This is a genomic window from Nocardioides sp. Leaf285 (assembly GCF_001422955.1).
GTDB lineage: Bacteria > Actinomycetota > Actinomycetes > Propionibacteriales > Nocardioidaceae > Nocardioides > Nocardioides kribbensis.
This window is the reverse complement of record NZ_LMNH01000003.1, coordinates 253636-273460: the sequence shown is the minus strand read 5'-3', so window position 1 is coordinate 273460 and position 19825 is coordinate 253636. Positions and strand designations below refer to the sequence as shown.

15 protein-coding genes are annotated in these 19825 nt (G+C 73.5%); 5 read left to right on the top strand and 10 right to left on the bottom strand.

What is annotated here, in order from left to right; translation table 11 throughout:
• Window positions 1-23 precede the first annotated feature (23 nt).
• The 4 genes from ASF47_RS09705 to glmS all read right to left on the bottom strand — a co-directional run bounded on the left by ASF47_RS09705 (window position 24) and on the right by glmS (window position 5235).
• Complete coding sequence (locus ASF47_RS09705) at window positions 24-1535, bottom strand: CoA-acylating methylmalonate-semialdehyde dehydrogenase (protein ID WP_235558704.1); 1512 nt, start codon at window positions 1533-1535, stop codon at window positions 24-26.
• Window positions 1536-1537: 2 nt separating this feature from the next.
• Entirely contained in the window at window positions 1538-2896 is a 1359-nt protein-coding gene (locus ASF47_RS09700) for an aspartate aminotransferase family protein (RefSeq protein WP_056863807.1), read from the bottom strand.
• Between the two features lie 109 nt (window positions 2897-3005).
• Window positions 3006-3359: a holo-ACP synthase gene (locus ASF47_RS09695; RefSeq protein WP_056863806.1), complete on the bottom strand. Its 354-nt coding sequence runs from the start codon at window positions 3357-3359 to the stop codon at window positions 3006-3008.
• Window positions 3360-3390: 31 nt separating this feature from the next.
• A complete protein-coding gene (gene glmS, locus ASF47_RS09690) occupies window positions 3391-5235 on the bottom strand; it encodes a glutamine--fructose-6-phosphate transaminase (isomerizing) (protein ID WP_056863805.1) in 1845 nt (614 codons plus the stop codon).
• A 68-nt stretch (window positions 5236-5303) separates the two neighbouring features.
• On the opposite strand from glmS, the gene coaA reads away from it, so the two are divergent.
• Window positions 5304-6320 (top strand): type I pantothenate kinase, encoded by a 1017-nt coding sequence (gene coaA, locus ASF47_RS09685; protein WP_082500185.1) that lies wholly within the window; start codon window positions 5304-5306, stop codon window positions 6318-6320.
• 4 nt (window positions 6321-6324) lie between these two features.
• Here coaA and glmM read toward each other — a convergent pair whose 3' ends face one another.
• The 3 genes from glmM to rplM are packed head-to-tail and all read right to left on the bottom strand — an operon-like array spanning window position 6325 to window position 8692.
• Complete coding sequence (gene glmM, locus ASF47_RS09680) at window positions 6325-7689, bottom strand: phosphoglucosamine mutase (protein WP_228941722.1); 1365 nt, start codon at window positions 7687-7689, stop codon at window positions 6325-6327.
• An 11-nt stretch (window positions 7690-7700) separates the two neighbouring features.
• Window positions 7701-8207, bottom strand: a complete 507-nt coding sequence (gene rpsI, locus ASF47_RS09675) for a 30S ribosomal protein S9 (RefSeq protein ID WP_374108206.1) — start codon at window positions 8205-8207, stop codon at window positions 7701-7703.
• A gap of 41 nt (window positions 8208-8248) precedes the next feature.
• Window positions 8249-8692 (bottom strand): 50S ribosomal protein L13, encoded by a 444-nt coding sequence (gene rplM / locus ASF47_RS09670; RefSeq protein WP_056863804.1) that lies wholly within the window; start codon window positions 8690-8692, stop codon window positions 8249-8251.
• 331 nt (window positions 8693-9023) lie between these two features.
• On the opposite strand from rplM, the gene ASF47_RS09665 reads away from it, so the two are divergent.
• Genes ASF47_RS09665 through ASF47_RS09655 form a run of 3 tightly spaced genes read left to right on the top strand, consistent with a single transcriptional unit; the run spans window position 9024 to window position 11439 of the window.
• The gene (locus ASF47_RS09665; protein WP_056863803.1) at window positions 9024-10313 is read left to right on the top strand and encodes a citrate synthase; all 1290 of its coding nucleotides are present in this window, start codon (window positions 9024-9026) and stop codon (window positions 10311-10313) included.
• Between the two features lie 2 nt (window positions 10314-10315).
• Window positions 10316-10969: an HAD family hydrolase gene (locus tag ASF47_RS09660; protein ID WP_056863802.1), complete on the top strand. Its 654-nt coding sequence runs from the start codon at window positions 10316-10318 to the stop codon at window positions 10967-10969.
• Window positions 10966-11439 (top strand): hypothetical protein, encoded by a 474-nt coding sequence (locus ASF47_RS09655; RefSeq protein WP_056863801.1) that lies wholly within the window; start codon window positions 10966-10968, stop codon window positions 11437-11439. Before ASF47_RS09660 ends, ASF47_RS09655 begins: the two co-directional genes overlap by 4 nt.
• A 16-nt stretch (window positions 11440-11455) precedes the next feature.
• Here the strand turns inward: ASF47_RS09655 and ASF47_RS09650 are convergent, their stop codons facing one another.
• From ASF47_RS09650 to ASF47_RS09640, 3 genes are all read right to left on the bottom strand, one after another.
• A complete protein-coding gene (locus ASF47_RS09650; RefSeq protein WP_056864564.1) occupies window positions 11456-12778 on the bottom strand; it encodes a M1 family metallopeptidase in 1323 nt (440 codons plus the stop codon).
• Entirely contained in the window at window positions 12775-16683 is a 3909-nt protein-coding gene (locus ASF47_RS09645) for a Pls/PosA family non-ribosomal peptide synthetase (protein WP_056863800.1), read from the bottom strand. The genes ASF47_RS09650 and ASF47_RS09645 overlap by 4 nt, the downstream gene beginning before the upstream one ends.
• A gap of 122 nt (window positions 16684-16805) precedes the next feature.
• Window positions 16806-18413: a long-chain-fatty-acid--CoA ligase gene (locus tag ASF47_RS09640; protein ID WP_056863799.1), complete on the bottom strand. Its 1608-nt coding sequence runs from the start codon at window positions 18411-18413 to the stop codon at window positions 16806-16808.
• Window positions 18414-18531: 118 nt separating this feature from the next.
• Here ASF47_RS09640 and ASF47_RS09635 point away from each other — a divergent pair, with 118 nt between their 5' ends.
• Window positions 18532-19812 carry a S1C family serine protease gene (locus tag ASF47_RS09635; RefSeq protein WP_056863798.1) on the top strand — a complete coding sequence of 427 codons (1281 nt, stop codon included), beginning with the start codon at window positions 18532-18534 and terminating at the stop codon, window positions 19810-19812.
• Window positions 19813-19825 lie beyond the last annotated feature (13 nt).

Sequence of the window (19825 nt, the reverse complement as noted above, 5' to 3'; positions counted from 1 at the left end):
GGAGTCGCGGTCGGGCGTCGCGGTCAGGAGTTGCGGGGGAAGCCCAGGTCGACCCCGCCGTGGCTGGGGTCGAGCCAGCGGCTGGTGACGGTCTTCTCGCGGGTGTAGAAGTCCACGCCGTGGGTGCCGTAGGCCTTGGTGTCGCCGAAGAGCGAGGCCTTCCAGCCGCCGAAGGAGTGGTAGGCCACCGGCACCGGGATCGGCACGTTGACCCCGACCATGCCGACCTCGACCTCGCGCTGGAAGCGACGCGCGGCGCCTCCGTCGTGGGTGAAGATCGCCGTGCCGTTGCCGTAGGGCGAGGCGTTGATGAGCGCGACCCCCTCCTCGTAGCCCTCGACCCGCACCACCGAGAGCACCGGTCCGAAGATCTCGTCGGTGTAGACCGCCGAGGTCGTCGGCACCCGGTCGACCAGGGAGGGGCCGAGCCAGAAGCCGTCGGGCTCGCCGTCGACCTCGACCCCGCGCCCGTCGACGACCACGTCGGCGCCGTCGGCGACGGCCACGTCGAGGTAGCCCGCGACCTTGTCGCGGTGCTCGCGGGTGATGAGCGGACCCATGTCGCAGGCACGACGGCCGTCACCGGTGCGCAGGGTGGCCATCCGCTCGCGCACCTTGGCCACCAGGGCGTCGGCGACGGAGTCGACCGCCACGACGACCGAGACGGCCATGCAGCGCTCCCCGGCGGAGCCGAAGCCGGCGTTGACCGCGGCGTCGGCCACCAGGTCGAGGTCGGCGTCGGGCAGCACCAGCATGTGGTTCTTGGCCCCGCCCAGGGCCTGCACGCGCTTGCCGGCGGCGGTGCCGCGCTCGTAGACGTAGCGCGCGATCGGCGTGGACCCGACGAAGGAGACCGCCGCGACGTCGTCGTGGTCGAGCAGCGCGTCGACGGCCTCCTTGTCGCCGTGCACGACGTTGAGCACGCCGTCGGGCAGGCCGGCCTCCTGCATCAGCGCGGCCATCCACACCGCGGGGCTCGGGTCCTTCTCGCTGGGCTTGAGCACCACGGTGTTGCCGGCCGCGATCGCGATCGGGAAGAACCACAGCGGCACCATCGCCGGGAAGTTGAAGGGGCTGACGACGCCCACCACGCCGAGCGGCTGGCGCAGCGAGTAGACGTCGACGCCGGTGGAGACGTTCTCGGAGTAGGCGCCCTTCACCAGCTGCGGCATGCCGCACGCGAACTCCACCACCTCCAGGCCGCGGGCGATCTCGCCCATGGCGTCGGAGAGCACCTTGCCGTGCTCGCCGGTGAGGATCTCGGCGAGCTCCTCGCGACGGGCCGTGAAGAGCTCGCGGAAGCGGAACATCACCTGCTGGCGCGCCGCCATCGACGCCACCCCCCAGGTCTCGTACGCCGCGCGCGCCACCTCGACCGCGTGGTCGACGTCGGCGGTCGAGCCGAGGCGCACGTGCTTGGTCGCGACGCCGAGGGCGGGGTCGGTGACCGGCTGGGTGCGGGTCGACTCCCCCGCCCAGGCGGCGCCGCCCACCCAGTGGTCGAGCACGGGCAGGTCGGTCGGGTTCCGGGTCACGGTCACTCCTCGTCGAGCAGGGTCAGGACGGCGTCGTAGGCCTCGAGGGCCTCGGCGACCTCGTCGTCGGTGACGACGCAGGGCGGCACGACGTGGATGCGGTTGTCGGCGGTGAGCGGCAGCAGACCGCGGGCGAGCAGCTCGGACTTGGCGCGGGCCATGCTCGCCGCGGCCAACGGCTCGCGGGTGGCGCGGTCGGCGACGAGCTCGAGGGCCCAGAAGACGCCGACGCCGCGCACCTCGCCCACCACGCGGTGGCGCTCGGCGAGCGCGGCGAGGCCGGGCCCGAGCACGTCGGTGCCGATGCGGCGGGCGTGGTCGACGATGCCCTCCTCGGCCATGGCGTCGAGCGCGGCGACGATGGACGCCGCGGCCAGCGGGTGGCCGGAGTAGGTCAGCCCGCCCGGGAAGACGCGCTCGTCGAAGGAGGCCGCGATCTCCTCGCCGATCACGACGCCGCCGACCGGCACGTAGCCGGAGTTGACGCCCTTGGCGAAGGTGAGGAGGTCGGGCACGACGTCGTGGGCGTCGAGGGCGAACCACTCGCCCGTGCGCCCGAAGCCGGCCATCACCTCGTCGAGGATCATCACGATCCCGTGGCGGTCGCACAGCGCGCGCACGCCGGCGAGGTAGCCCGGCGGGGGCACCAGCACGCCGGCGGTGCCGGGCACCGTCTCGAGGAGCACCGCCGCGATCCCCGAGGGGCCCTCGCTCTCGACGACGCGACGCAGGTGCTGCAGCGCGCGCTCGCCCTCCTCCTCGGGCGTGGTGGCCCAGAACTCGCTGCGGTAGAGGTAGGGCCCGAAGACGTGCACGTGCCCGCGGGCGAACTCGTTGGGCACCCGCCTCCAGTCGCCGGTCGCGACGACCGCGGCGCCGGTGTTGCCGTGGTAGGAGCGGTAGGTCGAGACGACCTTGTCGCGTCCGGTGTGCAGGCGCGCCATCCGGATCGCGTTCTCGACGGCGTCGGCACCGCCGTTGGTGAAGAAGACCTTGTCGAGCCCTGCGGGCGCCCGCTCGGTGATCCGGCGCGCCGCCTCGCCGCGCACCAGCGCCGCCGTCGAGGGGGCCACCGTCGCGAGGGTCGCGGCCTGCTCCTGGATCGCGGCCACGACCTTGGGGTGCTGGTGGCCGATGTTGACGTTGACCAGCTGGGAGGAGAAGTCGAGCCAGCTGCGGCCCTCGTGGTCCCACACCCGCGACCCCAGCCCGCCGGCCACCACCATCGGCGACAGGGCCCCCTGGGCCGACCAGGAGTGGAAGACGTGGGCGCGGTCGAGCTCGCGCGCCCGGGCGTCGAGCCCGGCGCCCTCGACCGTGGTCGGATCCGTGGTCGGATCAGTCGTCGGATGCGTCGTCATCGGGGTTCATCTCCTACGGATCCGTGCGTCATGGGCGCGCTGACGACGGCAATCGTCGCCACGGGGCGATCAAACCACGAATCACGCCGTCGTGCGACGACGACCCGGCTCAGGACTCCAGCACCACGACGGCGGAGGCGATGCCGGCGTCGTGGGACAACGAGAGGTGCACGGAGGCGACGCCGAGGTCCCGGGCGCGGGCCAGGACGGAGCCGCGCATCTCCATCAGCGGGCGTCCGGAGGACTCCGAGACCACCTCCGCGTCGTGCCAGGCCAGGCCGACGGGCGCGCCGAGGGCCTTGGCCAGCGCCTCCTTCGCGGCGAAGCGGGCCGCGAGCGAGGCCAGCGGGCGCCCGGCCTCACCGGGGGTGAAGAGCCGCTCGCGCAGCCCCGGGGTGCGGGTGAGCGAGGCCCCGAAGCGCTCGATGTCGCAGACGTCGATGCCGACGCCGATCACCGCCACGTCGTGGCCGTCCCGCTACCCCGCAGCCCGCTCACTCGACGGTGACCGACTTGGCCAGGTTGCGGGGCTGGTCCACGTCGTGGCCCATCGCCGAGGCCAGCTCGCAGGCGAAGAGCTGCAGCGGCACCACGGCCACCAGCGGCTGGAGCAGCACGGGCACGCGCGGCAGCGGGATGAGCACGTCGGCGTAGGGCACGATGGTCGCGTCGCCCTCCTCGGCCAGGCAGATCGTGACCGCGCCGCGGGCGCGCACCTCCTGGATGCCCGAGAGCATCTTCCCGTGCAGCTGGTCGCGCCCGCGCGGGGGCACGACGCACAGCACCGGCAGGCCCTCCTCGACCAGGGCGATGGGGCCGTGCTTGAGCTCGCCGGCGGCGAAGCCCTCGGCGTGGAGGTAGGCCAGCTCCTTGAGCTTGAGCGCGCCCTCGAGCGCCACGGGGTAGCCGGCGTGGCGGCCCAGGAAGAGCACCGAGCGGGTGCCGACGTGGGTGCGGGCCAGCTCGTAGACCTGCTCGCAGCGCCCCAGGACCGCCTCGATCTGGTCGGGCACGGCCTCGAGCTGCTCCATCACCTGGGTGATCTCGTCGCCGTAGCGGGTGCCCTTGACCTGCGCGAGGTAGAGCGCGAGGAGGTAGCAGGCCACCAGCTGGGTCAGGAAGCCCTTGGTCGAGGCGACCCCGATCTCGGGTCCGGCGTGGGTGTAGATGACGGCGTCGGACTCGCGCGGGATCGTCGAGCCGTTGGTGTTGCAGATGGCCAGGACCTTGGAGCGCTGCGAGCGCGCGTGGCGGATCGCCTGGAGGGTGTCGGCGGTCTCCCCGGACTGGCTGATGGCCACCACGAGCGTGGAGTAGTCGAGGATCGGGTCGCGGTAGCGGAACTCCGAGGACAGCTCGACCTCGACCGGGATCCGGCACCAGTGCTCGATGGCGTACTTGGCGACCATGCCGGCGTAGAACGACGTGCCGGCGGCGATGATGATGATCTTGTCGATGTCGCGCAGCTCCTGGTCCGACAGGCGCATCTCGTCGAGCTGGAGCGCGCCGGAGCGGGTGCGACGGCCCAGCAGCGAGTCGGCCACCGCGCGCGGCTGCTCGAAGATCTCCTTGCGCATGAACCAGTCGTGGCCGTCCTTCTCGGCCGCCGAGAGGTCCCAGTCGACGTGGAACTGCGTGGCCTCGGCGGGGCGGCCGTCGAAGCCGGTCACGGCCACGCCGTCGCGGGTCAGGGTGACGACCTGGTCCTGGCCGAGCTCGAGGGCCTCGCGGGTGTGCTCGATGAAGGCGGCCACGTCGGAGCCGAGGAAGTTCTCCCCCTCCCCCAGGCCCACGACGAGCGGGGAGTTGCGGCGCGCCGCGACGACCCGGTCGGGGTCGTGGGCGTCGACCGCGACGAGCGTGAAGGCCCCGTCGAGCATCGCGCACACGCGCTGCATCGCGGTGGTGAGGTCCTCGCCCGACTCCACCTGCAGCTCCAGCAGGTGGGCCACGGTCTCGGTGTCGGTCTCGGAGGCCAGCACGTGGTCGTCGGCCTCGAGGCGGGCGCGCAGGTCGGCGAAGTTCTCGATGATGCCGTTGTGCACCAGGGCCACGCGACGGCTCGCCCCGACGTGGGGGTGGGCGTTGACGTCGTTGGGGGCGCCGTGGGTGGCCCACCGGGTGTGCCCGATGCCGAGGCTCGCCGCGGGCAGCGGCTCCTCGGCCACGAGCTTCTCCAGGTTGGCCAGCTTGCCCGCGCGCTTGCGCGTGGCCAGCGCCCCGTCGTCGACCAGCGCGATGCCCGCGGAGTCGTAGCCCCGGTACTCCAGACGACGCAGCCCCTCGACCACCACGTCCTGGGCGGGCCTGCTTCCGATGTATCCCACGATCCCGCACATGGGCCGAGAGTCTATCGAGGGGCGGGCCCTCCATCGTGCAGGGCGCGGCGGCTGCAAGGATGAGGTCCATGCCGAACCAGGGGGCGACCCGGTCGTCCAACGGGCACCACGCCCACAGCGGCCACCACGGTCACGAGGACACCGGGCGGGAGACCTCCCCCTACATCGAGCTCGACCGCTCCGCCTGGGCCGCGCTGGCCCAGGAGACCGAGAGCCCGCTGACCGCCGAGGAGGTGCGGCGCCTGCGCGGCCTGGGCGACAACCTCGACATCGACGAGGTCCGCGACGTCTACCTCCCGCTCTCGCGCCTGCTCAGCCTCTACGTCGGCGCCGCGGGCGACCTGCACCGCGAGCAGGAGGGCTTCCTGCACCGCCGCACCCCGCCGCGCACGCCGTTCGTGATCGGCCTGGCCGGCTCGGTGGCCGTGGGCAAGTCCACGACCGCGCGCGTGCTGCAGCAGATGCTGGCCCACTGGCCCGAGCACCCCCACGTCGCGCTGGTGACCACCGACGGCTTCCTCTACCCCAACGCCGAGCTCGAGCGGCGCGGGCTGCTGCAGCGCAAGGGCTTCCCGGAGTCCTACGACCGCCGCGCCCTGCTGCGCTTCGTGGTCGACATCAAGTCGGGCAAGGAGGAGGTGGAGGCGCCGACGTACTCCCACCTGGTCTACGACGTGGTGCCCGAGGAGCGCGTCGTCGTCAGCCGCCCCGACATCGTCATCATCGAGGGCCTCAACGTGCTGCAGCCCGCCCGCACCCGCGAGGACGGACGCACGGGGCTGACGCTGAGCGACTTCTTCGACTTCAGCGTCTACGTCGACGCCGGCACGACCACGATCCGCGACTGGTACGTCTCGCGCTTCCTGCGGCTGCGCGAGACCGCCTTCCGCGACCCCGGGTCCTACTTCGCCAAGTACGCCGCGCTGACCCACGAGGAGGCCGTCGCGGAGGCCGAGCGCATCTGGGACGCCATCAACGGACCCAACCTGGTGCAGAACGTGCTGCCGACCCGCTCGCGGGCCACGCTCGTGCTGCGCAAGGACAAGGACCACTCGGTGCGCTACGTGCGCCTGCGCAAGCTGTAGCCGCTCAGGCCAGGGCGAGGCGGCGGCGCACCACGTCGGCGAGGCGCTCGGCCACGGCCGAGGCCCGCTCGGGGGTGGGCGCCTCGACCATGACCCGCACCAGCGGCTCGGTGCCGGAGGGGCGCAGCAGCACCCGGCCCTCCTCGCCCAGGTCGGCCGACTCCGCGGCCACGGCCGCGGCCACCTCGGGGTCGGAGTCGCAGCGCGCGCGGTCGACCTCGGGCACGTTGACCAGCACCTGCGGCAGGCGGGTCATCACCGAGGCGAGGTCGCGCAGGCTGCGACCGGTGCTCACCATGCGCTCGCACACGTGCAGCGCGGTCAGCAGGCCGTCGCCGGTGGTGGCGTGGTCGCTCATGATCACGTGGCCCGACTGCTCGCCACCGAGGGAGTAGCCGCCGGCGCGCATGTCCTCGAGCACGTAGCGGTCGCCGACCTTGGTCTGGCGCACGGTGATGCCGGCCGGGCGCAGGGCGCGCACCAGGCCGAGGTTGCTCATCACGGTCGCCACCAGGGTGTCGTCGACCAGGCGGCCGCGCTCCTGCATCGCCAGGGCGAGCACGGCCATGACCTGGTCGCCGTCGACCACGGCGCCGGTGGCGTCGACGGCCAGGCACCGGTCGGCGTCGCCGTCGACGGCGAAGCCGGCGTGGGCGCCCTCGTCGACGACCGCGCGGCGCAGCCGGTCGAGGTGGGTGGAGCCGTAGCCGTCGTTGATGTTCAGCCCGTCGGGCTCGGCACCGATGGTCACGACGTCGGCGCCGGCGTCGGCCAGGGCGCGGGGCCCGACCTCGCTGGCCGCGCCGTGGGCGCAGTCGAGCACGACGCGCAGGCCCGCCAGCGGCGTGTCGAGGGTGCGCACCAGGTGGGCGGAGTACTCCTCCACGGTGGGCGCGTAGGGGCGCACGCGACCGACGTCGGAGCCGGTCGGGCGCTCCCAGGTGCGGCCCAGCTGCGCCTCGATCTCGCGCTCGAGGTCGTCGTCGAGCTTGACCCCGCCGCGGGCGAGGAACTTGATGCCGTTGTCGGGCATCGCGTTGTGCGAGGCGCTGATGACGACGCCGAGGTCGGCGCCGAGGGAGTCGGTGAAGAACGCGACCCCGGGGGTCGGCAGCACGCGCAGGCGCAGCACGTCGACGCCGGCCGAGGCCAGCCCCGCCACGACGGCGTGCTCGAGGAACTGCCCGGAGATGCGGGTGTCACGGCCCACGACGGCGAGCGGCCGCCGCCCGGTGAACTCGCCATGATCGACGAGGACACGGGCGGCGGCCGCTCCGAGGCCCAGGGCCAGCTCGGCGGTGAGCACACCGCCGTTGGCCAGGCCACGGACGCCGTCGGTGCCGAAGAGGGGCCCGGTGGGAGCCACCACGTCGGCGCGGATCAGCGCTTGCTGAACTGGGGCGCCTTGCGCGCCTTCTTCAGACCGGCCTTCTTGCGCTCGATGACACGCGCGTCGCGGGTCAGGAAGCCGGCCTTCTTCAGCGTCGGGCGGTTGGCCTCGACGTCGATGGCGTTGAGGGCGCGGGCCACACCGAGGCGCAGGGCGCCGGCCTGGCCGGTGATGCCGCCGCCGTGGATGCGGGCGATGACGTCGAAGCGACCCTCGAGCTGCAGGGTGGCGAACGGCTCGTTCACGACCTGCTGGTGCAGCTTGTTCGGGAAGTACGAGTCGAGCGTGCGGCCGTTGACGGTCCACACACCGGTGCCGGGCACGAGGCGGACGCGGGCGACGGCCTCCTTGCGACGGCCGGTCGCGTTGGCGGGGGCGATGGTCGCGGGACGCTCGGGGGCGTCGGCCGACGGGGCGCTCTCGGAGCTGTAGGCAACGCCGCGCTCGTCGGTCTCGAAGGTCTCCTCGACCTCGTTGGTGGTCTCAGCCACGGTAATCCTCACTCAGCTTTCTGCATGGACGTTGAAGGAGCCACTGCTCACTGGGAGATCTGGGTGATCTCGAACGGAACGGCCTTCTGGGCCTCGTGCGGGTGGGTCGGGCCGCTGTAGACCTTCAGCTTCTTCAGCATCTGACGGCCGAGCTTGTTCTTGGGGAGCATGCCCCACACGGCGTTCTCGATCGCCTTGCGGGCGTCCTTCTCGAGGAGCTCGCCGATCGGGGTGGCCGAGAGACCGCCCGGGTAGCCGGAGTGGCGGTAGGCCATCTTGGTGGTCTTCTTGGTGCCCGACAGGGACACCTTCTCCGCGTTGATGACGACGACGAAGTCACCGGTGTCGACGTGCGGGGCGAAGATCGCCTTGTGCTTGCCGCGGAGCAGGTTCGCGGAAGTCACGGCGAGCTTGCCCAGGACGATGTCGGTGGCGTCGATGACGTGCCACTCCCGGGTGATGTCACCGGGCTTGGGGCTGTACGTGCGCACGGCTGATCTACTCTCATTCGTTCGTGGGGACCGCCAGGTGGAGCCTGGCGGGGGGTGGAGCTGCGACTTCTGACGAACACGGCCCGGCTCGCCGCCGGTCGGGACCGGCTGGTGGCCTCCGGGACTGCACCTCGCCGGCAGCCGGGGACGGCTGTGACGAGGCGCGGCAGGAGTCGCGACCACTCAGGGTAGGCGTGCGCGGGCGACGGGGTCAAAACGCCCCGGGCGGGCACCGCGTGGCGCCCGTCGCTCACCCGCAGGGGTGGCCTCGCGACCCGGGTCGTGGACACCGGGTTCCGCGTGTCACGAGACGACGGATACGTTAAGACGCGTGACTGATTCTCTGACCGTCCGTGACAACCGCACCGGACAGGAGTACGACGTCCCGATCCTCGACGGCACCATCAAGGCCGCCGACCTCGGGAAGATCAAGACCGCCGAGGACACCCCCGGCCTGGCCGTCTACGACCCGGGCTTCGTCAACACGGCGTCCTGCCGCAGCTCCGTCACCTACATCGACGGCGAGAAGGGCATCCTGGAGTACCGGGGCTACCCCATCGAGCAGCTGGCGGAGAAGTCGTCCTTCCTCGAGGTGGCCTACCTCCTGATCCACGGCGCCCTGCCGACCAAGGCGGAGTACGACGCGTGGGTGCACGAGATCACCTACCACACCTTCGTCCACGAGAACGTGAAGACGTTCATGCAGGGCTTCCGCTACGACGCCCACCCGATGGGCATGCTCATGGCCTCGGTGGGCGCGCTGTCGACCTTCTACCCCGACGCCCGCAACATCAGCGACGCCGACAACCGGCACATGCAGATCGTGCGCATGATCGCGAAGATGCCGACGCTGGGCGCCTGGTCGTTCCGCCACGCGCAGGGCAAGCCCTACGTCTACCCCGACAACGACCTCAGCTACACCGCCAACTTCCTCTCCATGCTCTTCAAGATGAGCGAGTCGAAGTACGAGGCCGACCCGCGCCTGGTCAAGGCCCTCGACGTGCTCTTCATCCTCCACGCCGACCACGAGCAGAACTGCTCGACCAACGCCGTGCGCTCGGTCGGCTCCTCGCAGGTCGACCCCTACTCCGCGGTCGCCGCGGGCGTCGGCGCCCTCTACGGCCCCCTGCACGGCGGCGCCAACGAGGCCGTGCTGCGCATGCTCAAGCGCATCGGGTCGAAGGAGAACATCCCGGCCTTCATCCAGGGCGTCAAGGACGGCAACGAGCGGCTGATGGGCTTCGGCCACCGGGTCTACAAGAACTTCGACCCCCGCGCCACGATCATCAAGAAGGCCTGCGACGACGTCTTCGAGGTCACCGGGGTCAACCCGCTCCTCGAGATCGCCAAGGAGCTGGAGAAGATCGCGCTCGAGGACGAGTACTTCATCAAGCGCAAGCTCTACCCCAACGTCGACTTCTACTCGGGGCTGATCTACGAGGCCTTCCAGTTCCCCCCGGAGATGTTCACCGTGCTCTTCGCGATCGGCCGCACCCCCGGCTGGCTGGCCCAGTGGCTCGAGCTGGTCCAGGACAAGGAGCAGAAGATCGCCCGGCCCAAGCAGATCTACACCGGCGACCGGACCCTCGACTTCGTCCCCGCCTCGGAGCGCTGGGCCTGACCTTGGCCCCCTCCCCCGCACGACCCACGACCCCCGCCGGCCCGCCCGCGGGGGTCGTCTGGGACCTGGGCAACGTCATCGTCGACTGGGACGCCTCCGCGGCGATCGCGGCCGGCGTCGGCGCCGAGGAGGCCGCCCGCTTCCTGGCCGCCGACGACTTCGACTTCATGGCGTGGAACCACGGCTGCGATGCCGGCGGGTCCTGGGACGACGCCGAGGCCGCGGTGGCCGCCTCGCACCCGCACTGGGCCGAGCACGCCCGCTCCTACCGGCGCCACTTCGCGGCCTCGCTGCGCGGCGAGGTGCCCGGCACCGCCGACCTGCTGCGCGAGCTGCACGCCGCCGGGGTGCCGATGTGGGGGCTGACGAACTGGTCCCACGAGCTCTACCCCCACGCACCGCGCCTCTTCGACGTGCTGGGCCTGCTCGAGGACGTCGTGGTGTCGGGCACCGAGGGCGTGGCCAAGCCCGACCCCCGCGTCTACCGGGTCGTGGAGCGGCGCGCCGGGCTGCCCCTCGTGCGCCTGGCCTTCGTCGACGACCGCGCCGACAACGTCGCGGCTGCGAGCGCGCTGGGCATGCACGGGCTGGTCTTCACCGACGCCGACGCCCTGCGCGCCGACCTGCGCGCCCTGGGCCTGCCGCTGCGGGCGTGAGCGCGCCCGCGGCGCTGGTGCGCGTCGACGCCCTGTGGCGCCCCGGCCTCGACCGGGCCGAGCTGCGGGCTGCGGCCGAGGACCTCGCCGGACCGCTCACGCGGCTGTGCCCGCGCTGCGCGGGCACCGACCACGGCCGCCCGCGCACCGCCGACGGCGCGCTGTCCCTGGCGTACGCCGCGGGTCTCGTGGTGCTGGCCCGCGCGGAGGGCACCGGGCTGCGGCTCGGTGTCGACGTGGAGCCCGACCCCGGTGTCGGCCCGACGCCGGCGGGGCTGGCCGACCGCGCCGCGTGGACGCGCGCCGAGGCGGTGCTCAAGGCCACCGGCGAGGGCCTGCGCCGTGACCCGACCTCCGTGCGCGCCGACGAGGCCTGGACCACCGCCCTGCCGCTGCCGCCCGGCTGGGCCGGCACCCTCGCGGTGCTGCCCGCGCGGCCGGTCGAGGTCCGGTGGCGCGCGCACCGCTGAGCGCGGCCCGCGAGCCTCAGGCCGGCAGGTCGGGCAGGGCGGTCTCGTGGAGCCAGGGGTGCAGCAGCGCGGCGACGTCGTGGCCGGTGGCGGCGCCGGCGTGGGCCAGGAAGTCGTCGGTGACCACCGAGCCGCCCGCGTGCTCGGCCACCCAGGAGCGCAGCAGGGCGAAGAACGCCTCGTCGCCCACCGTCAGCCGCAGCGCGTGGAGGGTGAGCGCGCCGCGCTTGTAGACCCGGTCGTCGAACATCAGCTCCGGGCCCGGGTCGCTGAGCAGCAGGTCGTGATCGAGCTCGGCCAGCCGGGCGTGGTGGTGGCGGGCGTGCTCGTCGGCGCTCTCGCCGCCGGACTCCTGCGACCACAGCCACTCGCTGTAGCAGGCGAAGCCCTCGTGCAGCCAGATGTCGCGCCACCGGCGCAGGGTGACGGCGTTGCCGAACCACTGGTGGGCCAGCTCGTGGGCGATGAGGCGGGTGGCGTCCCAGTCGCCGCGCACGAGGTTGCGCCCGAAGGTCGACAGGCTCTGGCTCTCCAGCGGGATCTCGAGGTCGTCGGCGGTGACGACCACGGCGTAGCCGTCGAAGGGGTAGGGCCCGAAGAGGCGCTCGAAGACCTCGACCATCTCGTGCTGGCGGCCGAAGGCGGCGACGTAGTCGTCCTCGTCGAGGTCCTCGGGCGCGACCACCCGCAGCGGGGTGCCCGAGGCCGGGCGCCCCAGGAGCTGCCAGTCGGTGTAGCGCCCGATCTGGGCCGTGGCCAGGTAGGTGGCCATCGGCTCGGACTGCTCGAAGACCCACGTCTCGCTCGACCCGCCCCGGCGGTGCTCGCGCAGCACGCCGTTGGCGACGACGTGGTAGCCCGCGGTGACGCGGAAGGTCATCCGGTAGGACGCCTTGTCGTCGGGGCGGTCGTTGCAGGGGAACCAGGTCGGCGACCCGTGCGGCTGGGCCGCCACGATGACGCCGTCGGTCAGCTCCTCCCAGCCGGCGTCGCCGAGGTGGCGCTCGACCACGGGCCGCGGGCTGCCGGAGTAGCGCACGACCACGGTGAGCAGGGTGTCAGGGGCGACCTCGTCGTCGAGGGTCAGCACGACCCGGCCCGAGCGGGCGGAGTGCTTGGCCAGCCGCGCGCCGGTGACACGGACCTTGTCGACGCGCAGGTGGGCCAGGTCGAGCACGAGCCGCCGGGTCGCCTCGAGCACCCTCACCGAGAGCGTGGCCTGGCCGGTGAGCCGGTTGCCCTCGACGGCGTAGGTCAGGTCGAGGTCGTAGTGGCGCACGGCGTAGGCGGGGTCGCCGTGGCCGGGCAGGTAGTTGTCGGCGGTCGGCAGGCCCCTCACGAGGAGGCCTCGCCGGCGGCCCACGGGCCGATCGGGTTGCCGATCCAGATCGTCTTGTCGGGCACCGACTCACCCCTCATCACCAAGGACACCGGGCCGACCGTAGCGTGCCGGCCGATGCTGGCCGCGGGCAGGATCACCGAGTTGGGCCCGAGCGTGCCGCCCCGGCGCACCCGCACCCGGTCGGTGGCCAGCAGCCGGTCGTGGAAGAGGTGGGTCTGCACCACGCTGCCCTGGTTGACCGTGGCCCCGTCGCCGAGCTCGACCAGGTCGGCCTCGGGCAGCCAGTAGGTCTCGCACCACACCCCACGGCCCACGGTGGAGCCCATCGAGCGGAACCACGCGGTGAGCAGGGGCGTGCCCGTGGCCAGCCGGGCGAACCACGGCGCGGCCACCACCTCCACGAAGGTGTCGGCCAGCTCGTTGCGCCACACGAAGGAGCTCCACAGCGGGTGGGTGCCGCTGCGGTGGCGGCCCACCAGCAGCCACTTCGTCGCGGTGGCGAGCGCGGCCGCCACGAGGCCCCCGGCCACCAGCAGCGGCACCAGGGCGAGGACGACCACCACGAGGACCGTCGCTCCCCCGCTCGGCCCCGTGACCGCGTCGGCCGCAGCGAGGGCGAGGAGCCCGACCACCGCGTGGAGCAGCACCGCGCAGGCCAGCGGCACCACGCGCGCCGCCTCCCACAGGGCGCGCGCGACCCGCAGCCGGGTCGGCGGGGCGTAGGTGCGGGCGTCGTCGCCCGCGCCCGTCGTACGCCGCAGGGCCGCGGGCGGGCTGCCCAGCCACGACTCCCCCGCGCGCGCGGTCTTGCGGTTGGGCGCGGCCGAGAGCACCGCGACCAGTGCCCGCTTGGGCACCTTGCGACCCGGGGCGGCCATGCCGGAGTTGCCGACGAAGGCCCGCTTGCCGATCTTGACCCGCTCGACGCGCAGCCAGCCCCCGCCGAGCTCGTAGCCGCCGATGAGGGTGTCGTCGGCGAGGAAGGCCAGGTCGTTGACGGTGGTCAGCGCCGGCACCATCAGCACCGTCGAGGCCTCGACGTCGGCGCCGACCCGGGCGCCGAGCAGGCGCAGCCACGCCGGGGTGAGCGTCGAGGAGTAGAGCGGGAAGAGCCACGTGCGGGCCTCGTCGAGGACCCGCACCGTGGCCCACACGCCCAGGGCGGGGCGGCTGCGCACGGGGTAGACCCCCGGGCTCAGCCCGAGCGCCGCCAGGCGCACCACGCCCAGCACGAGCGCAGCCAGCACGAGCAGACCCACCAGCGTGCCCGGCACCAGCCAGGGCAGCAGCGCGCCGAGCAGGTCGAGGGGTCCGGTGACGGCGCTCAGGTCGGCGCCCAGCAGCGCCACCAGGGCTCCGGCTCCGATGGCCAGCGCCGGGAGCAGGCCGAGCGCGACCGCCACGGCGGCGTAGGCCACGACCCAGGCCGCCGAGCTCGCCGGGCGCTCCGACCAGGGCCCGCGTGCGGCGCCCGAGACCCGGGTGGCCGGGGCCCCGGACCAGAACTCCCCGTCGGGCACGACACCGACGACGGCGGAGCCCGGCGCGACCTCGGCGTCGTCGCCGACGCGGGCGCCGGGGCAGAGCATCGAGCGGGTGCCGACGCGGGCACGCCGGCCCACCCTCACCTCGCCGAGGTGGAGCACGTCGCCGTCGACCCAGTAGCCGGTGAGGTCGACCTCCGGCTCCACCGAGCAGCCGGCGCCCAGGCGCAGGAAGCCGGTGACCGGCGGCACCGAGTGCAGGTCGGCGTGACGGCCCACGCGGGCGCCGAGCAGCCGGGCGTACCACGTGATGAGCGGGGCGCCGCTGAGCGCGGTGGCCCCGAGCTGGTCGACCATGCGCTCGGCGGCCCAGACCCGCAGGTGCACCTTGCCGCCGCGCGGGTAGTCGCCCGGGGTGATGCCGCGCAGCCAGAGCCGCGCCGCGCCGGCGGCCAGCACCATCCGGCCCGGAGGCGTCAGCACCAGCAGGGCGGCCGGGCCCAGCAGCCACCACGGGGCGGTGGGGAGCCCCCCGACGTCGAGCAGGTCGTGGACCAGGGTGCTGGCGGCGAGCAGCCACACGGCCCACCGCGGCGCGGCCAGCGCCCGCAGCGCCACGACCGCCGCCACCTGCCCGGCCTGGGTCTTGAGCGGGATCGGAGGCACCAGCCGGTCCTGGGCGTTGTCGACGCCGGCGTCCATCGAGTCGACGAAGTCGGCCAGCCCGCCCAGCGTCGGGTGGTCGTAGACGTCGCCGACCGCGACGTCGGGGTGCTCGCGGCGCAGCAGCGTGACGACCTGCGCGGCGGTGAGGCTGCCGCCGCCGACGTCGAAGAAGTCCTCCTCGCGCCGGGTGACCGAGGCGCCGAGCACCTCGTTCCACAGCTCGGCGATCCGCGCGGCGGTGCCGGTGAGCCCCGACTCCTGCGGCGACGCGGCGCTGAGCGGCCACGGCAGGGCGTCGCGGTCGACCTTGCCCGAGGTGCGGGTGGGGATGTCGTCGACGACGGCCAGGCGCGGCACGAGCGCCGCCGGCAGGTCGCGGCGCAGCGCGGCCACCGCCGCGGCCGCGTCGTAGCGCTCGTCGACGGTGACGTAGCCGACCAGCAGCTGGTTGCCCGTGCGGGAGCGGCGTACGGCGGCCGCCGCCCCGACGACCCCGGGCAGGGCGAGCAGCGCCGAGTCGACCTCGCCGAGCTCGATGCGGCGACCGCCGAGCTTGACCTGGTCGTCGGCGCGGCCGCCGAAGAGCAGGCCGGCCGGGTCGTGGACCACGAGGTCGCCCGAGCGGTAGGCCCGCTCCCAGCCCAGCGTCGGCATCGGGGCGTACTTCTCGGCGTCCTTGACCGGGTCGAGGTAGCGGGCCAGCCCGACGCCGCCGATGATCAGCTCGCCGGTCTCCCCCACCGGCACCTCGCGGCCCTCGGCGTCGACGACGGCGAGGTCCCAGCCGTCGAGCGGCAGCCCGATCCGCACCGGCCCCTCGGCGCCGACGAGGGCGCCGCAGGCCACCACGGTGGCCTCGGTGGGGCCGTAGGTGTTCCACACCTCCCGGCCCTCGCGGGCCAGCCGGGCGGCCAGCTCCGGCGGCAGCGCCTCGCCGCCGAGGATGACCATGCGCACGCGCTCGAGGGCCTCGTCGGGCCAGAGGCTGACCAGGGTGGGCACGGTGGAGACGAGGGTGATGCGGTTGGCGGCCAGCCACGGCCCGACGTCCATGCCGCTCTTGACCAGCGCACGGGGCGCGGGCACGAGCGTGCCGCCGTAGCGCCAGGCCAGCCACATCTCCTCGCAGCTGGCGTCGAAGGCGACGCTGAGCCCGGCCATCACCCGGTCGTGCGGGCCGATCGGGTCGTCCTGGAGGAACATCCGCGACTCGGCGTCGACGAAGGCCGCGGCGTTGCGGTGGCTCACGGCCACGCCCTTGGGGGTGCCGGTGGAGCCGGAGGTGAAGATGACCCAGGCGTCGTCGTCGTGAGCCGGGTCCTCGCGCTCGCGGGGTGCGGCCGCGCGGCGTGGCTCGATCGCCAGGTCGGCGCCCACGACGGCGGCGACGTCGGCCTCGCCGAAGACCAGCCGGGCCCGCTCGTCGGGGTCGTCGGCGTCGACGGGCACGTAGGCCGCGCCCACGAGCAGGGTGGCCATGATCGCGATGTAGAGGTCGGTCGTGCCGCTGGGCAGGCGGACCCCGACCCTGTCGCCGCGGCCCACGCCGAGCGAGGCCAGCTCGTCGGCCACCTCGTCGGCGGCCTCGGCGAACTCGAGGTAGGTCAGCTGCTCCGCACCGCTGTCGAGGGCCGTGGCGTCCGGGAAGGTCGCCACCGTGGTGCGGAAGACGTCGACCAGGGTCCGGGGGGCGGGCGCCGCCGCGCCGCGGCGCAGGGCGCTCGTCGGGGCGGTGCTCGTCGTGTCGCTCACGGGGCGGAGGGTGTCGCAGCCAGGTGAACGGCCGGTGTCGCGACCGAGGGCTGGGCGCCCGCGGGCCGGCGTGCGCGGGCCGGGCGAGCGCGGGCCGGGCGAGCGCGGGCCGGACCGGTCGGTCAGTTGACCGCCCGGTCGCGACCCTCCCAGTAGGGAGCGCGCAGCGAGCGCTTGAGGATCTTGCCCGTGGGGTTGCGCGGGAGCAGGTCGAGGATGTCCACGGACTTGGGGCACTTGAAGTGCGCGAGGTGCTCGCGGCAGTGGGCGATGAGCTCCTCCGGCGTCGCCGAGGCGCCCTCCTTGAGCGAGACCACGGCCTTGACCGCCTCGCCCCAGGTGTCGTCGGGCACCCCGATGATGGCGACCTCCATCACCGCGGGGTGCTCGGCCAGCACGCGCTCGATCTCGGGGCTGTAGATGTTCTCCCCGCCCGAGATGATCATGTCCTTGAGCCGGTCCTCGACGAAGACGTAGCCGCCGTCGTCGACCCGGCCCATGTCGCCGGTGCGGAACCAGCCGTCGGCCGTGACGACCTCGGCGGTGGCCTCGGGCTTGTTCAGGAAGCCCTTCATCAGCTGGGGCGTGCGCAGCCAGATCTCGCCGTGCTCGCCCACCGGGAGGTCCTCCAGCGTGGCCGGGTCGACGATGCGCACCTCGACGTCGGGCACCGGGCGCCCCGCCGAGACCAGCCGCTCCGGGTGCTCGGGGTCGCGGTGGTCCTCGGGCATGAGGTGGGTGGCGACGCCCGCGACCTCGGTGAGGCCGTAGACCTGGATGAAGTCGGTGTCGGGCCAGGCCTGCATCGCCGCGCGCAGCAGCGGGGGCGGCATCGGCGCCGCGCCGTAGGTGTAGGTGCGCAGCGCGCCGAAGAGCTTGACCGCGTCGGGGCCCGCCTGCAGGACCTGGGCGAGCACGGCGGGCACGAGGAAGGTGCGGTTGGCGCCGGCCATGATCGCCCCGGCCAGGGAGGCGCCGTCGGGCTCGCGGGTCATCACGCTGGGGATGCCGTCGTGGATGCCGAAGAGCACGTAGGACGAGCCGCCGACGTGGAAGAGCGGCATGGCCACCATGGACTTGTCACCGGGCTCGAACTCCCAGCCGTCGTGGGCGTTGACGGTGTGGGCGACCATGTTGGCGTGGGTCAGCATGACCCCCTTGGGGCGCCCGGTCGTGCCGGAGGAGTAGAGCACCAGGCAGGTGTCGTCGGGCGTGACGGCCGGGTCGCGGTCGACCGGGGTGGCGGCGGCCAGCATGGCCTCGTAGGCGTCGCCCTCGGCCCCGTCGGTGGTCACCTCGACGACGTGCTCCACGCCGGTCAGCCGCTCGCGCACCCGCTCGAGCAGCGGCGCCAGCTCGGAGCCCACCACGACGACCTTGGCCCCGGAGTCGTTGACGGCGTAGTCGACCTCGTCGGGTGCCAGGCGCCAGTTGACGACGGCGTTGGCCGCACCCAGCATCGCGGCGGCGAGGGAGACCTCGACGCAGGCCGGGTGGTTCTTGTCGAGGAAGGCCACGACGTCGCCGCGACCGACCCCGAGCCCGCGCAGCGCCCCCGCGGCGCGGCGCACCCGGTCGTGCCACTGCGCCCACGTCCAGGTGCGGCCGAGGTAGGTCATGCACTCGCCGTCGGGGTCCACCGACGCCCAGTGGGCCAGCCGGTCGTCGACGAAGACGGCCGTGGGGGCGGGGCGGGAGGACGTGGTCTCGGGCGTCGCCGTGGCACTCATGGCCCAGATTGTGACCGAGAGCACAGTCAGCCACAAGGGTCCGTCCCGCACCGGCTTCTTCCCCCGCCAACAGGGCCGTCTCAGCCTGGTCACAGGGTGGCTGAGCACAGTCGTCACCATGAACGACTTCCCTCGCGACGAGCAGCCCGCCGGCCCCACCCGCTCCGACCAGCCGGCCTGGCCCGCCCCGGCCGGCCCGCCGCCGCCCCCGCCGTACGCCGGGTCGACGGCCGTGGCCGAGCGGCCGCGGCGTGGGCGCACCGTGTTCGCGGCGGGCCTGCTCACCGCCGCGCTCGTCGTGGGCGGCGGCGCCGGGGTCGGCGGTGCGGCGGTCTGGTCCTCGCTCAGCGACGACGCCACGGGCGGGTCGGCGTCCGGGGCCTCGACGGCGAGCACCACCTCGCAGGTCGTCGACACCCCCGAGGACCCCGGCGAGCAGGGCACGGTGCAGCAGGTGGCCCAGGAGGTGCTGCCCTCGGTGGTCAAGATCGAGGTGCAGGGCGCCCAGGAGTCCGGCTCCGGCTCCGGCATCGTGCTCTCCTCCGACGGCCAGATCCTCACCAACAACCACGTGGTCGAGGTGGCCGGCGACTCGGGCACCATCCAGGTCGACTTCAACGACGGTTCGACGGCACTCGCCGAGATCGTCGGCACCGACCCGCTCACCGACACCGCCGTGATCCAGGCCCAGGACGTCAGCGGCCTGACCCCCGCCACCATCGGCTCCTCCGACGACCTCCAGGTCGGACAGGGCGTCGTGGCCATCGGCTCGCCCTACGGCCTCGACGCCACCGTCACCAGTGGCATCGTGAGCGCGCTGGACCGCCCGGTCGACGTCGGGTCCGACAGCGAGGGCAACACCACCGCCTACCCCGCCGTGCAGACCGACGCGGCCATCAACCCCGGCAACAGCGGCGGCCCGCTGGTCGACATGTACGGCCACGTCGTCGGCATCAACTCCTCCATCCGCACCGCCGGCAGCGGCTCGACCTCGCCCTTCGGCGAGACCGCCGAGGGCGGCTCGATCGGCCTCGGGTTCTCGATCCCGATCGACGAGGTCATGCCGATCGTGGAGCAGATGGTCGACGGCGAGACGCCCACCCACGCGCGGCTCGGCATCACCGTGAGCGACGTGCGCGCCGAGGGCGGCTCGACCGCGGCCGTCGTCGACGGCGCCCAGGTGCAGGAGATCGGCGACGGCTCGACCGCCGGCGACGCGGGACTGCAGGCCGGCGACGTGATCATCCGCATCGACGACACCGCGATCTCGGGCTCCGACTCGCTCATCGCCACCATCCGCTCCTACCGCCCCGGCGACACCGTCACCGTGACCTACGTGCGCGACGGCGAGGAGCAGACCACCGACCTCGAGCTCGACTCCGACGCCACCACCTCCTGACCCCGGCGCGACC

Bases quoted from the DNA above. Each gene is read 5' to 3' on its own strand.
- ASF47_RS09700 (WP_056863807.1), bottom strand. From the start codon at position 2,896: ATGACGACGCATCCGACGACTGATCCGACCACGGATCCGACCACGGTC.
- glmS (WP_056863805.1), bottom strand. From the start codon at position 5,235: ATGTGCGGGATCGTGGGATACATCGGAAGCAGGCCCGCCCAGGACGTG.
- coaA (WP_082500185.1), top strand. From the start codon at position 5,304: ATGCCGAACCAGGGGGCGACCCGGTCGTCCAACGGGCACCACGCCCAC.
- ASF47_RS09640 (WP_056863799.1), bottom strand. From the start codon at position 18,413: ATGAGTGCCACGGCGACGCCCGAGACCACGTCCTCCCGCCCCGCCCCC.
- ASF47_RS09635 (WP_056863798.1), top strand. From the start codon at position 18,532: ATGAACGACTTCCCTCGCGACGAGCAGCCCGCCGGCCCCACCCGCTCC.